Raw genomic sequence first — 13,239 nt, 5'->3', positions numbered from 1 at the left:
GCGGGAAGCCGGCCAGGCCGGGCTGGGTGGGATCGTCCGGGATCGATGAGTGCATCTGCGCGCTTCCTGGCAGGAGGGGAAAAGTGCGCGGATCGTACCCAGCATGGGCCGTGCGGGTAAATGAGATAAGTCCGATACTGCTAGGGGGCAGTAATCGCAATGCAGGAATTGGAAAGCAGGATTTTCAGTTCTTACGATCCATCCCGGCGGGCCTTTTCTTCCTGCGTATCGCCTCGCGGTACTGGCTGGGCGTAAACCCGGTCAGTATCTTGAACTGCCGGGTGAATGCGCTGTGGTCGGCGTAGCCGCACTGCATGGCGATCTCGGTGATCGTGACCCCGGTGTCCAGCAGATAGTGCGCATGTTCCAGGCGGACCTTGTGGATCATCTGCCTGGGCGTCAGATGGAAGATCCGCTTGCAGCACCGTTCCAGCTGGGCGGTGGAAATCCCCGCGACCTGGGTCAAGGCTTCCATGGTCACGGGCCGGCTGAAATTCTCCCGGATATAGCGATCCACCGCCGCCATCCGCTGGTAGGCCGGGTCCGAGTCGCTGGCCGATTGCAGGTCGCTGGATATGCCGACCAATCCGATGATCTGTTCGTTGCGATTGAAAATCGGGCGCTTGTGCGTGATGCACCAGCCGGGTTCGCGGCTGCCGAACAGATGCAGTTCCAGCTGCTCTTCCAGCGCGATGCCGAGTTTCAGGACGCGTTCGTCCTGTTCCGTATAGGCGGCCCCCAGCTGTTCGGGAAAGACTTCGACGCTCGTCTTGCCCAGTAGAAAGTCCAGCCGCTTGACGCCGCAGCGCTGCACCAGCGTGCGGTTGGCGAACAGATAGCGCGCCTTGGCATCCTTGATGAAGATCACCGCGGTGGGAATGGCGTCCAGGACAGGGGCCAGTGGAACGATCCCCGCCAGCATCTGCTCCATGTCCACCAGGTTTCCCTTGCCCCCGTTCTGGTCCAGCAGGCTTATCAGACTGTGCATGGGCTGTCTCGGTATCCAGGTCTATTGGTGTGCGGAATTCGACTTGCGAGGCTGGGAAATTATCAGACGCCGCGCTGTCGCCTGCAAGGCAATTTCGAGGCAGCCATTGCCGCTATTTCCAGGGGGAACACCGCGAATTCAAGCGGCTTGCATGGGTAGCGACCATGTGCCAAATGAGGATAAACCCTGACGCCGACTATGCAAACATCGTCATGCCGAGGACGACAAACATCAAGATCCAAGGCGGCGGCGGTTCTATCGTCCCGCTATCGCAGAGGGCTGCATCCGGAGGCAGCGCAAGGAGCTCTGCGGCCAAGTGGTTCAGCCCGGTTTCCATGGGGGCCGCTGTTCGGCTTGGCGCGTGATTGACATTGCCCGTTCACTCCAATAATCAAAACAGGAGACACCATGTCAGGCCTCGGAAAATTCAAGAAGCAGCTGTCGCTGACGGATCTAACATTCATCGGGCTGGGCGCCATATTCGGCTCGGGCTGGCTGTTCGCGGCCAGCCATGTGTCCAGCATCGCGGGGCCGGCGGGGATTCTCTCCTGGCTGTTGGGCGGGTTCGCCGTGCTGTTGCTGGGCATCGTCTATTGCGAGCTGGGCGCCGCGCTGCCGCGGGCGGGCGGCGTCGTGCGCTATCCGGTGTTTTCCCATGGGCCGCTGCTGGGCTATCTGATGGGATTCATCACGCTGATCGCGTTCTCCAGCCTGATCGCCATCGAGGTTGTGGCCGCCCGGCAATACGCGGCGGCCTGGTTTCCCAGCCTGACGCAGGCCGGCGGCAGCAATCCGACGGTGCTGGGCTGGCTGCTGCAATTCGCGCTGCTGGGCCTGTTCTTCTGGCTCAATTATTCCAGCGTCAAGACCTTCGCCAAGTCCAACAATCTGATCAGCATTTTCAAGTTCATCGTGCCCTTGCTGGTGATGGGCGTGCTGTTCTCGTTCTTCAAGCCCGACAATTTCACGATGCACGGATTCGCGCCGTTCGGCATGTCGGGAATCGAAATGGCCGTGTCGGCCGGCGGCATCATCTTTGCCTATCTGGGCCTGACGCCGATCATTTCGGTGGCGAGCGAGGTGCGCAATCCCCAGCGCACGATTCCGATCGCCCTGATCCTGTCCGTGCTGCTGTCGACCGCGATCTATGTGCTGCTGCAGGTGGCGTTTCTGGGCAGCATTCCGGCGGACATGCTGGCCGGCGGATGGGCCGCCGTCAGCAAGCAGTTTTCCCTGCCGTATCGTGACATCGCGCTGATTTTGGGCGTGGGCTGGCTGGCCTACATGGTGGTGGCCGATGCGGTGATTTCCCCCAGCGGTTGCGGCAACATCTACATGAACGCCACGCCCCGCGTGGTCTATGGCTGGGCGCGCACCGGCACCTTCTTCAAGGTCTTCACCCGCATCGACGAGAAGTCGGGAATCCCGCGCCCCGCGCTCTGGCTGACCTTCGGCCTGGCGGTGTTCTGGACCATGCCGTTTCCGTCATGGGAGGCGCTGATCAACGTCGTTTCCGCCGCCCTGGTGCTGAGCTACGCCGTCGCGCCCGTGTCCGTCGCGGCCTTGCGCCGCAATGCGCCGGACATGCCGCGTCCGTTCCGGGTCAAGGGCTTCGCCGTGCTGGGGCCGGTGTCCTTCATCATCGCCGCCCTGATCGTCTACTGGTCCGGCTGGGCGACCGTGTCCTGGCTGCTGGGCCTGCAGATCCTGATGTTCGGCATCTACCTGCTGTGCCGGCGCCTGGTGCCGACCGATCATCTCTCCATTGCCCAGCAGGTCCGTTCTTCCGCCTGGCTGATTGGCTTCTACGCGATCACCATCCTGCTGTCCTGGCTGGGCAGCTTCGGGGGCATCGGGTTGATCTCGCATCCGTTTGACACGCTGGTGGTGGCCGTCTGCGCGCTGGCCGTCTATTACTGGGGCGCGGCCACGGGCGTGCCCAGCCGCCTGGTGCGCCTGGAAGGCGACGAGGCGGAAAGCGAAACCGAGCCGGTCGCGATCCGTCGTCCGGCGGATGTCGTAGTCGCGGGTTCCGCGTCCTGAGCGCAGCGGGTAGAGGATGAAATGATGAAACAAGTACGCGTGATTGATTCCCACACAGGCGGCGAGCCCACCCGCCTGATCATTGACGGGTTTCCCGTGCTCGCGGGCGGCACGATGGCCGAGAAGCGTGACGCGCTGCGCGAGCAATACGATCAGTGGCGCCGCGCCTGCCTGCTGGAGCCGCGCGGCAACGATGTGCTGGTCGGCGCGCTGTGTTGCGAGCCGGTGTCGCAGGATGCCGTGTGCGGTGTGATCTTCTTCAACAACGCCGGCTATCTGGGCATGTGCGGCCACGGCACGATAGGTCTGGTGGCGTCGTTGCGGCACCTGGGCAGGATCGCGCCGGGCGAGCACCGGATCGACACGCCGGTCGGGCAGGTCAGCGCGACGCTGCATGAGGACGGGGCGGTCACCATTGCCAATGTGGCCTCGTACCGCCATCGCCAGCAGGTTTCGGTGGACGTGCCGGGATATGGCCGGTTCACCGGCGATGTCGCCTGGGGCGGCAACTGGTTCTTCCTGGTGTCCGGGCATGGCGAGGACTTGCGGCTGGGCAATGTGGAGCGGCTGACCGACCTCACATGGAAGATGCTGGGCGCCCTGGAAGCGCAGGGCATACGCGGCGAGAACGGCGCATTGATCGATCACATCGAGTTGTTCGCCGACGACGAGCAGGCCGACAGCCGCAATTTCGTGATGTGTCCGGGCAAGGCCTACGACCGCTCGCCTTGCGGCACGGGCACCAGCGCCAAGCTGGCTTGCCTGGCGGCCGACGGCAAGTTGGCCCCGGGCCAGCGCTGGGTGCAGGCGAGCATCACGGGCAGCCGGTTCGAGGGGCGCTACGAATGGCTGGGCGAGCGTATCCGCCCCTTCATCACCGGCCGTGCCTACATGACCGCCGACAGCACCTTGCTGATCGACGAACAGGATCCCTTCGCCTGGGGAATCTGATCCTGTACTCCTGGCCGCCCACGCGGCGGCTTTCCCTCGTTCCCCTGAATCGATTTCAAGGAAGTTCCATGAGCGACAATATTTTCACCGGCACCATTCCGGCCCTGATGACTCCCTGCACCGCCGATCGCAAGCCGGACTTCGACGCCCTGGTGCGCAAGGGCCGCGAGCTGATCGACGTCGGCATGAGCGCGGTCGTCTACTGCGGTTCTATGGGCGACTGGCCCTTGCTGACCGATGCCGAACGCCAGGAAGGCGTGGCCCGCCTGGTGGCGGCGGGGATCCCGACCATCGTGGGCACGGGCGCGGTGAATTCGCGCGCGGCCGTCGCGCATGCGGCGCATGCCGCCAGGGTTGGCGCCCACGGCCTGATGGTGATTCCGCGCGTGCTGTCGCGCGGCGCGTCCCTGGTCGCTCAGGAGGCCCATTTCTCGGCCATTCTGGATGCCGCGCCGCAGCTGCCGGCGGTGATCTACAACAGTCCCTACTATGGCTTCGCCACCCGCGCCGATTTGTTCTTCAAGCTGCGGGGCAAGCATCCGAACCTGATCGGCTTCAAGGAGTTCGGCGGCGCCCAGGACATGCGCTACGCCGCCGAGTTCATCACGTCCCAGGACGATGAGGTGATCCTGATGGCGGGGGTCGATACCCAGGTCGCTCATGGTTTCATCAATTGCGGCGCGACGGGCGCGATCACCGGCATCGGCAATGCCTTGCCCCGGGAGGTGTTGCAGCTGGTCGAGTTGAGCAAGCGGGCCGCCCGGGGCGATGCCCTGGCCCGCCGTCAGGCGCTTGAGCTTTCCGAGGCCCTGCAGGTGTTGTCATCGTTCGACGAGGGTTGCGACCTGGTGCTCTATTACAAGTATCTGCTGGTGCTCAACGGCGACCGGGAATACGCCCTGCATTTCAACGAGACCGACGCGCTGAGCGCGGCGCAGCGCCGTTATGTCGAGAGTCAGTATGCGCTGTTCCGCCAGTGGTACGCGCAGTGGTCGGCCGAGCAGCGCCTGGGCTGATCTTTCCCTTCATGACCGGCCGCGCCGCGCGCGGCCGGCGGCATCGGTACATCAGTTGCATCAGGAAATCCCATGACATTGACAGGCGACATGCTCATCGGCGGGCAGGCCATTGCCGGAAACCGTGACGCAATCCACGCGATCAATCCCGCGACCGATGAGGTCCTGGCGCCCGGCTACGCCGGCGGCGGGCGCGAGCAGGTCGAACAGGCCTGCGCGCTGGCCTGGGCGGCGTTCGACCGCTATCGAGAGACGGCTCCGGAGGTCCGCGCCCGCTTTCTTGAAACCATCGCCGATGAAATCGAGGCGCTGGGCGACGCCTTGATCGAGCGCGCATCGACGGAGACCGGCCTGCCTCGCGCCCGCATCCAGGGCGAGAGAGGCCGGACCTGCCAGCAATTGCGCCTGTTCGCCCAGGTCGTCAGGGCGGGCGAATGGCTCGATGTGCGGGTCGATCCGGCGCAGCCCGATCGCCAGCCCTTGCCGCGCGCCGACTTGCGGCAACGGCAGATTGCGCTGGGGCCCGTCGCGGTGTTCGGCGCCAGCAATTTTCCGCTGGCGTTTTCGGTGGCGGGCGGGGATACCGCGTCCGCCCTGGCCAGCGGCTGTCCCGTGATCGTGAAGGCGCATGGCGCGCACCCCGGCACCAGCGAACTGGTGGGCCGCGCCGTGGCGCGCGCCGTCCGGCTATCCGGGCTGCCCGACGGCGTGTTCTCCCTGCTGTACGGGGCCGGCCACGAGGTGGGCATCGCCCTGGTGACCGATCCGCGCGTCAAGGCGGTGGGCTTCACCGGCTCGCGCGCGGGCGGCGCCGCGTTGATCGATGCGGCACGTGCTCGCCCGGAGCCCATTCCCGTCTACGCCGAAATGAGTTCGATCAATCCGGTCTTCCTGTTTCCGGCGGCGCTGGCGGCCCGCGGCGCGGCCTTGGCGCAGGGCTTCGTGGGCTCGCTGACGCAGGGCGCGGGCCAGTTCTGCACCAACCCGGGCCTGCTGATCGCCAGGCAGGGCGAGCCACTGGATCGCTTCCTGGCCGAGGCGGCCCGGCTGCTTGAACGCAGCCCGGCGCAGACGATGCTCACGCCCGCCATCCACCGGGCCTATGTGGCGGGCGTGCGTGCGCTGGCCGGCAATGGCAAGGCCAGGCTGGTCATGCGCGGTGCGGAAAGCCTCGGCCCCAATCAAGGCCAGGCGCATCTGTTTGTCGCGCGGGCCGAGGACTTCCTGGTCGATCCGCGCTTGCAAGAGGAAGTGTTCGGCGCCGCCTCGCTGGTCGTGCAGTGCGGCAGCGATGAGGCGTTGCGCGAAGTCGCGGAGCGGCTCGAGGGCCAGCTGACGGCAACGCTGCACCTGGACGAGGCGGATCTCCCCGCCGCGCGGACGCTGGTGCCGACGTTGGAGCGCAAGGCGGGCCGGCTGCTCGTCAATGGCTGGCCCACGGGCGTCGAGGTCGCGCCAGCCATGGTGCATGGCGGACCTTTCCCGGCCACGTCCGATGCGCGCGCCACCTCGGTCGGCACGGCGGCCATGCAGCGGTTCCTGCGGCCGGTCTGCTACCAGGACTTTCCCGACAGCCTGCTGCCGGCCTCGCTGGCCTTTGCCAATCCCTTGAAGCTGCGCCGTCTGCTCGACGGTCAGCGGGAAGCATGATGTCCGCTGAAGACATCGTCGTGGTGGGCGCGGGCATCGTGGGCGTCGCCTGCGCCCTGGCGCTGGCGCGCCGGGGTGCGCGCGTGGTCGTGGTCGACAGGCAGGAGCCGGGCCTGGGCGCGTCCTATGGCAATGCCGGGCATCTGGCGACCGAGCAGGTGTTTCCGATTGCCGACCTGTCCATCATCAAGCGCTTGCCCGCCATGCTGATGGATCCCATGGGGCCGCTGCGCCTGGACTGGAAGTACCTGCCTCGCGCGCTGCCGTGGTTCACCCGCCTGCTGCTGAATCTGCGTCCGGCGCCATATCGGCGCAGCGTGGCGGGTTTGCGCGCGCTCAACGAATGCAGCCTGGCGGCGTGGCAACGGCTGCTGCGTTCCATCGATCGTCCGGACCTGCTCAAGGAAGAGGGCTCGCTCCTGGTCTACGAGCGTCAGGACTCCCGCGCGGCGGTCGAGGGGCTGCTGGCGCGCATGCGCGATCAGGGTGTGCCGGCGGATCACTGGAACGCGGCCGAGGTGGGCGAGGCGGCGCCCTTGATGAGCCGGCATCTGCTCGGCGGCCTGTTTTTTCCCGCGACAGGCCATTTCATCGACCCGCACCAGGTGGTTCGGGATCTCGTCGTGGCAGCCAGGGCCAGTGGCGTGCGCTTTCTGAAGCAGGACATCGGCGATGGCCGCCTGTCTGACGACGGCGTGGTTCTGCATGGCAGTGGCGGCGGCTTGAGCGCTCGCCGGGTGCTGATCGCGTGTGGCGCGCATTCGGCGTCGCTCACAGCCCGCTTGACCGGTCAGCGCGTTCCGCTGGACACGGAGCGAGGCTATCACCTGATGCTGCCGCACGAACACGGCCGGCTGCCGTTCGCGGTCACGTCATTCGAGCGCCGGTTCATCATGACGCCGCTGTCCGGCGGACTGCGGCTGGCGGGCACCGTCGAGTTCGCCGGCCTGACGCGGCCCCCGGCGATGGCGCGCGCGTGGCAACTGCATCGGCTAAGCAAGGGCCTGTTCGAGCATGACCTGGATGCCCGCGACGCCACGCCGTGGATGGGGTTCCGGCCTTCCTTGCCTGATTCGCTCCCGGTGATCGACGTGGCTTGCGCAGGCCGGGTGCTGCTGGCCTTTGGCCACCAGCACCTGGGCCTGACGCAGGCGGCGGTCACCGCCGAGCTGATCGCGGGACTGGCCATGCCTGTCGCGGGGCCCGCCGTGCCTTCCTTGCGCGATCTGTCCCGCTATCGGTTGGACCGGTTCACGTGATTCTTGATGTGATGCGCGGGCTCGTGGGCCATCGTCCGTCGCGCGAGCGCAAAACCGCGTCAAGGCAACATGGGTATGCGAGGGTCTAGCGGCGTGCCGCGCCGTGCATATTCGGCGAAGGCGACATTCCGCTTCATGGCCTCGTCCAGCGTCAGGACTACTTTCTCGCCCAGGCTTTTCCAGGGATTGACCAGGGTCATCGACACGGCCTTGCCGGTCATGTCGTAGCCGACGCTATCCAGCACGAACGCGTGACGGCTGCGGATGTGGCCAAACCGATCAGGCTGACCGTATGCGCATGCCACGATCAGGAATCTGGGGCTGCCGTCTTCCAGGCAGCATTCCCTGGCGGCGGCTTGCTCGAGGATCATCGACAAGCCCTCGGTATTTGTCGGACCATACATGAACGCGGTGCCGTAGCCCAGCAGGTTGCCGATCAGGGGATCGTAGTCGTCGGATCTTTGGTTGTGCGCGTCGATGGAGTCACGGTTTGAACGCAGCGGGCTTTGTCCGTTTTGCATCAGGTTGCCTGCCAGATGCTCAAGAATCTTGACCATCAGCGAATTCGTGCTGGCAGAACGGGGATGGTTGATGATCCGCCTCAGCCTGGACGGGGAAATGTCGACCAGCAGCCGGCCGTTCTCCAATGCCAGCGCATATCCCTTTTTCTTCAGGTTGCGCATCTCAGGCCGATCAGCCAGCACCTTTTCCAGGGTCTCCCGGGGCTCGCCCCGCAGCAGCCTCTGCCTGCCCATGGGGGAATGGATATTGGCGTTGAACGTCAGCCGAAGCGCCCCGCGCTCGGTGACTTCGGCCGAGTTCAGGATGCTCTCTTGCACGATGGGGCTAGACAGGGCGCCGATCATGACAGCCAGTGCGGAGCAATCGCGCGATGTTCCTTGCTTGATGGACAACGGTTCGCCGCTCGGGATGAGGCTCATGGCGTAGTCCTCGTGCTGCTGCAGGCTCAGCAGATGGTCGTCCACCTTCATGCGCTGGCCAGCCTGGCGCAGGCGGGCGATCTCTTGCTGATCATGGATATCGCGCCCCGCGTGCAGTGTCTGGCCGTCGATGATCAAGGCGTAGTCGCAGGTTCCGTTGGGATGTTCCGTCAGATTCAGTTCGAACATGTCCCGATACCGGGGCAGCGCCATGCCTCGCAGCAGCAGGAAGGCGCTGATGCGGGCAGGCTCCGCGTCAGCGATGGGGGCGTCGCGCTGGGCAGCGACGATGGCATAGACGTTCCGGATGCTGTCCCGTTTTGCATTGCCCCGGAAAACGTAGTCGATGATCCTGTCCAGCAAGGTCATGGCCGAAGCGTCTTGTTCGGACTTGGCCTGGAAAATGCGTCCGAGTCTCGACGGACTCAGGGAGTAGGCCGGATGGCGCTGGGCGACGTCGATGCTCAAGGCGTGTTTCTCCGGGCGTGGCAAGGTAATGGGGCGCCCGGAAATCGACGGCGTGGCGGCGGGGAATCACGGGCATCGGAACGCTGGGTGGCCGCAACCCGAAAAGGGTTCCAGCGGGGCCGGACGCTCAGCCCGGCCGTGCCCGCCGTCGTGCCGCCTGTTTCGTTGGCCAGCGCGGCTCGCGCATCTACGCCGCTGGCATCTGATTCGTCACGCAATGGATCCCGCCGCCGCCCGACGCGATGGCGTCGATGTTCAGCTGCACCACCTTGCGCCCCGGATACAGCCGTTCCAGCAGTTCGCGCGCATGGGCGTCGGCCTTGGCGTCGCCGAACTCGGGCGCGATGACGGCGCCGTTGATGACGAAGTAGTTGATGTAGCCGGCGGCGAAATCGGGGTTGTCGCGCAGGAAGCGGCTGCGGCGCGGGTTCTGCGGCGGCGGCAGGGTGTGGATGTCCAGCGGCTTGCCGTCGGCGTCGGTGCTGCGCTTGAGGATGTCCAGGTGCTTGCGCGTCAGTTCGTAGTCGTAGGAATCCGGATCCATGTCCAGGTTGGCGACGACCACGCCGGGGCGGGCAAAGCGGGCATAGAAGTCGACATGGGCGTCGGTGATGTCCCGGCCCTTGATGCCGGGCAGCCAGATGATCTTGCGAAAGCCCAGGTCTTGCGCCAACGCCTGCTCGATCTCGGCCTTGGTCCAGCGCGGATTGCGGTTGTCGTTGAGCCAGCTGCTCTCGGTCATGATGGCCGTGCCCAGGCCGTCGGTCTCGATGCCGCCGCCTTCGCCGACCAGATCGCTGCGCAGGTGGTCGATGTCCAGGCCGTCGCACATGGTCTTGGCCAGGCGGGAATCGGCGCCGTGGCGCTGCTTGTCGCCCCAGCCGTTGAAGTTGAAGTCCACGCCGGCCACGCTGCCCTGACCGTCGGCCAGGAAGACCGGGCCGATGTCGCGTATCCAGATATCGTCCAGCGGCGCTTCCTCGAAGCGGACGCGGGCCGCGTCGCAATGGTGTTCGGCCAGGCGCCGTTCCTCGGGCCGGCAGTACACGGTGACGGGCTGGAAGGCGGCGATGGCGCGGGCGATGCGGCCCAGAGCGGCCTGCACGTCGGGCGTGTCGTCCTCCCAGATGGCTGGCTGGGCGCCGAAGGCGATGAAGGCGCGCGCCTGTGGCGCGTTCTCTTCGGCCATGTGCCAGCCCTTGACGGCGGCGCGGGCGGCCGGGGTGTGGAAGGCCAGGCCCAGCGGCACGGCTTGCGCCCCAAGCAGCAGGGCGGAATGTTGGAGGAATAGGCGGCGGGTCGTCACGCGGGGCTCCTGGTATCAGTACGGATCGATTAAAAATGCTTGTTGATGGAAAAAGGGCGCGTAACCTTCGAACGCCAGTGTATTTCCCGGGAAAACACGCGGACAAGCGATATATTTAGCGGAATACTGATTAGCAAGGCTTATCGATATGTTGAAACACTGGCCTCCCTTGAACGTGTTGCGCGGCTTCGAGGCGGCCGCCCGGCTGGGCAGTTTCCACAAGGCGGCGGAAGAACTGCACGTGACGCAGTCCGCCATCAGCCAGCAGGTGCGCAGTCTGGAGGCCTACCTGGGCCAGCCGGTGTTTTTCCGGCAGGGGCGGGCGGTGTCGCTGACCGACGCGGGCTGGGATCTGCTGGGCACCACGCAGGCGATGCTGCGGCAACTGGCGGCGGGCATCCGCCGGCTGGACCAGTACCGCAAGCCCAATCAATTGATCGTGAACGCCAGCCCGGCCTTCGCGCGCCACTGGCTGATGCCCAGGCTGGAATCATTCCGCGCCGCGCGGCCCGAGGCCGATCTGTGGCTCTATACCAGCGACGCGCCGCCGGACATGGCAACGCAGACGGTGGACATCGCGCTGCGCGACGATCTGGCGCCGCAGGCCGATTGCGCGTTTCGCGTGCTGGTCGAGGACCGCCTGTATCCGGCCTGCCATCCGCGCCGGCTCGCGCCGGGCGCGGGGGCGCTGGCCACGCTGCATGGCGAGCGCGAGATGGACTGGAGCCACTGGGAGACGCAAGGCGGGGCCGATGTGGGCCAGCGCGCGCAGGGCATGAATTTTTCCGATCCGGGGCTGCTGCTGGATGCGGCGCGCGAGGGGCTGGGCATGGCGCTGGTCAGCGCCCTGCTGGCCGAGCGCTGGCGTGACGAGGGCACGCTGACCGCGATGACGGAACAGACCGTGCGCGGTCCGAACTGGGCCTGGCTGGTGCATCGCGACAGTCAGGACGATCCGCTGGCGCGGGCGTTCTGCGGCTGGCTGTGCGCGGCGCTGGGCGTGCCGGAGGCGCCGGCGTCTGGCGGCTGATGCGCGGCCGTCGATGGTCGGCCCGGCGCGCGGGGCGGTCGGCTTTCAACGGCTGATGCGCACGCGCATGCCTTCGCGCCGGGTGCGCAGGCGGTAGGTCTGCGCCAGCATGTCCAGCGCTTGCGGGATGTTGTCGATGGGGAAGGCGCCCGAGATCCGCAGCGCGCTTGCGCCGGCGTCCACCTCGATGGTCTCGCGGCCATGGCGCGCCAGCTCGCGCGCCCACAGGTCCACGGGCATGTCGTCGGCGATCAGCAGCCCTTTGCGCCAGGCCAGCGCGGCTTCGCTCGCGGCGTCGATGGCCTCGATGCGCTGGCGCGTGTAGCGCGCGCGCCGGCCGGCGCCGATGATGTTCGCGCCCGGCGCCACGTCGGCGCCGTCGGGGTGGATCTGCACGGCGCCTTCGTACACGGCAAGTTCGGTGTAGCCCGGGTATTGGCGCACGCTGTAGCGCGTGCCCAGCGCCAGCAGCAGGCCATCGTCGGTCTGCACCAGGAAGGGGCGCGGCGGCGCGCGCGTGTCGGCGGCGGTGCGGATGTAGATCTCGCCGCGGCGCAGGCGCAGCAGGCGCTGGCTGTCGTCGTAGCGCAGGTCCAGCGCGGTGTCGGTATTGAGCGCGACCTCGGCGCCGTCTTCCAGCCTGATGTCCAGGCGTTCGCCGATGGCGGTGACGTAGTCGGCGGCCAGCCAGTCGCGCCAGAACGGATGGCGCCACGACAGCCAGCCCAGCGGCGCGGCCGCGAGCAGCAGGGCCAGGGCGCGTAGCGCGGCGCGGCGGCCGGCCAGGGGCGGGCGGTTCAGCGTGCGCGTCGCGAGCGCGGGGGGCAGCAGGCCGATGCGGGCCAGCAGCCGTTCGGCGCGCCGCCAGGCGCGCTGGTGCTCGGCGCTGTGCGCGCGCCAGCGTTCGAACTCGGCCTGGCGGGCCGGCGGCAGCGGCCCGTCCTGCATCTGCAGCAGCCAGGACGCGGCTTCTTCAAGGATGCGCGGGGCCAGGGGCGGCAGATCGCGCGGCGCGCGGATGCCGGCGGCGGCGCGGGCGGCGTCATTCATCGGGCATCAGGCTCAGGCAGGCCAGGTAGGCCTTGCGGATGTAGCTCTTGACCGTGGGCACGGCCATGTTCAGCGCCTGGGCGATCTCCTGCTGCTTCATGCCGTCCAGCGTGGCCATCAGGAAGGCCTGCTTCACGCGCGGCTTGAGCGTGTCCAGCATGGCGTCGATCTCGTGCAGGGTTTCCAGGATGACGCTTTGCTGCTCGGGCGAGGGATGCTGCGGCTGGGGCAGGGCGGCCAGCGCGTCGAGCCAGGCGCGCTCCAGCGTCTGCCGGCGCATCCAGCTGACCAGCACGCCCTTGGCCACGGTGGTGAGATAGGCGCGCGGCTGCTGGATCGCTTCGCGCGGCGCGCCGGCGCGGCTGGACAGGATGCGCAGGAAGGTGTCGTGCGCCAGGTCTTCGGCCGCGCCGCGGCCCCAGGAATTGAGCCGGTAGGCCAGCCAGCCGCGCAGCCAGGCATGGTTCTCGATGTACAGGGCGGCGATGCGGTCGCGCTCTGCGCAGGGCTGCGGCGGGCTGGGGGCGTGCATGTTCG

The 13,239-nt window shown here is 66.9% G+C and carries 10 protein-coding genes and 1 pseudogene; 6 read left to right on the top strand and 5 right to left on the bottom strand.

The features are described 5' to 3' along the window. Positions 1–184: 184 nt before the first annotated feature. A complete protein-coding gene (locus tag AC6LJ5_RS16170; RefSeq protein WP_498141000.1) occupies positions 185–988 on the bottom strand; it encodes a helix-turn-helix domain-containing protein in 804 nt (267 codons plus the stop codon). Positions 989–1,396: 408 nt separating this feature from the next. On the opposite strand from AC6LJ5_RS16170, the pseudogene AC6LJ5_RS16165 reads away from it, so the two are divergent. The 5 genes and pseudogenes from AC6LJ5_RS16165 to AC6LJ5_RS16145 form a co-directional block, all read left to right on the top strand. Next, a pseudogene (locus tag AC6LJ5_RS16165) lies at positions 1,397–2,959 on the top strand (APC family permease); the annotation flags it as partial. A 96-nt stretch (positions 2,960–3,055) separates the two neighbouring features. Next, on the top strand, positions 3,056–3,982 hold the full coding sequence (locus tag AC6LJ5_RS16160; protein WP_498140999.1) for a 4-hydroxyproline epimerase: 927 nt from the start codon (positions 3,056–3,058) through the stop codon (positions 3,980–3,982). Between the two features lie 68 nt (positions 3,983–4,050). Then, complete coding sequence (locus AC6LJ5_RS16155; RefSeq protein ID WP_498140998.1) at positions 4,051–4,998, top strand: dihydrodipicolinate synthase family protein; 948 nt, start codon at positions 4,051–4,053, stop codon at positions 4,996–4,998. Between the two features lie 72 nt (positions 4,999–5,070). Next, positions 5,071–6,648, top strand: coding sequence for an aldehyde dehydrogenase (NADP(+)) (locus AC6LJ5_RS16150; RefSeq protein WP_498140997.1), 1,578 nt, complete (start codon positions 5,071–5,073; stop codon positions 6,646–6,648). Next, complete coding sequence (locus AC6LJ5_RS16145; protein ID WP_498140996.1) at positions 6,648–7,907, top strand: NAD(P)/FAD-dependent oxidoreductase; 1,260 nt, start codon at positions 6,648–6,650, stop codon at positions 7,905–7,907. The genes AC6LJ5_RS16150 and AC6LJ5_RS16145 overlap by 1 nt, the downstream gene beginning before the upstream one ends. Positions 7,908–7,966: 59 nt before the next feature. On the opposite strand, the gene AC6LJ5_RS16140 is transcribed toward AC6LJ5_RS16145, so the two are convergent. After that, a complete protein-coding gene (locus tag AC6LJ5_RS16140) occupies positions 7,967–9,316 on the bottom strand; it encodes a hypothetical protein (RefSeq protein ID WP_498140995.1) in 1,350 nt (449 codons plus the stop codon). Positions 9,317–9,503: 187 nt separating this feature from the next. After that, positions 9,504–10,622 (bottom strand): agmatine deiminase family protein, encoded by a 1,119-nt coding sequence (locus tag AC6LJ5_RS16135; RefSeq protein ID WP_498140994.1) that lies wholly within the window; start codon positions 10,620–10,622, stop codon positions 9,504–9,506. Between the two features lie 148 nt (positions 10,623–10,770). Here AC6LJ5_RS16135 and AC6LJ5_RS16130 point away from each other — a divergent pair, with 148 nt between their 5' ends. After that, a complete protein-coding gene (locus tag AC6LJ5_RS16130; protein WP_498140993.1) occupies positions 10,771–11,652 on the top strand; it encodes a LysR substrate-binding domain-containing protein in 882 nt (293 codons plus the stop codon). 45 nt (positions 11,653–11,697) lie between these two features. Here the strand turns inward: AC6LJ5_RS16130 and AC6LJ5_RS16125 are convergent, their stop codons facing one another. Together AC6LJ5_RS16125 and AC6LJ5_RS16120 are read right to left on the bottom strand one after the other, a co-directional pair. Next, entirely contained in the window at positions 11,698–12,702 is a 1,005-nt protein-coding gene (locus AC6LJ5_RS16125; RefSeq protein ID WP_498140992.1) for a FecR family protein, read from the bottom strand. After that, positions 12,695–13,234, bottom strand: a complete 540-nt coding sequence (locus AC6LJ5_RS16120; RefSeq protein WP_498140991.1) for a sigma-70 family RNA polymerase sigma factor — start codon at positions 13,232–13,234, stop codon at positions 12,695–12,697. Before AC6LJ5_RS16120 ends, AC6LJ5_RS16125 begins: the two co-directional genes overlap by 8 nt. Positions 13,235–13,239: the final 5 nt, after the last annotated feature.

It is taken from the genome of Achromobacter sp. 1011791174 (assembly GCF_059760925.1).
This window is presented reverse-complemented; position numbering and strand designations above follow the sequence as displayed.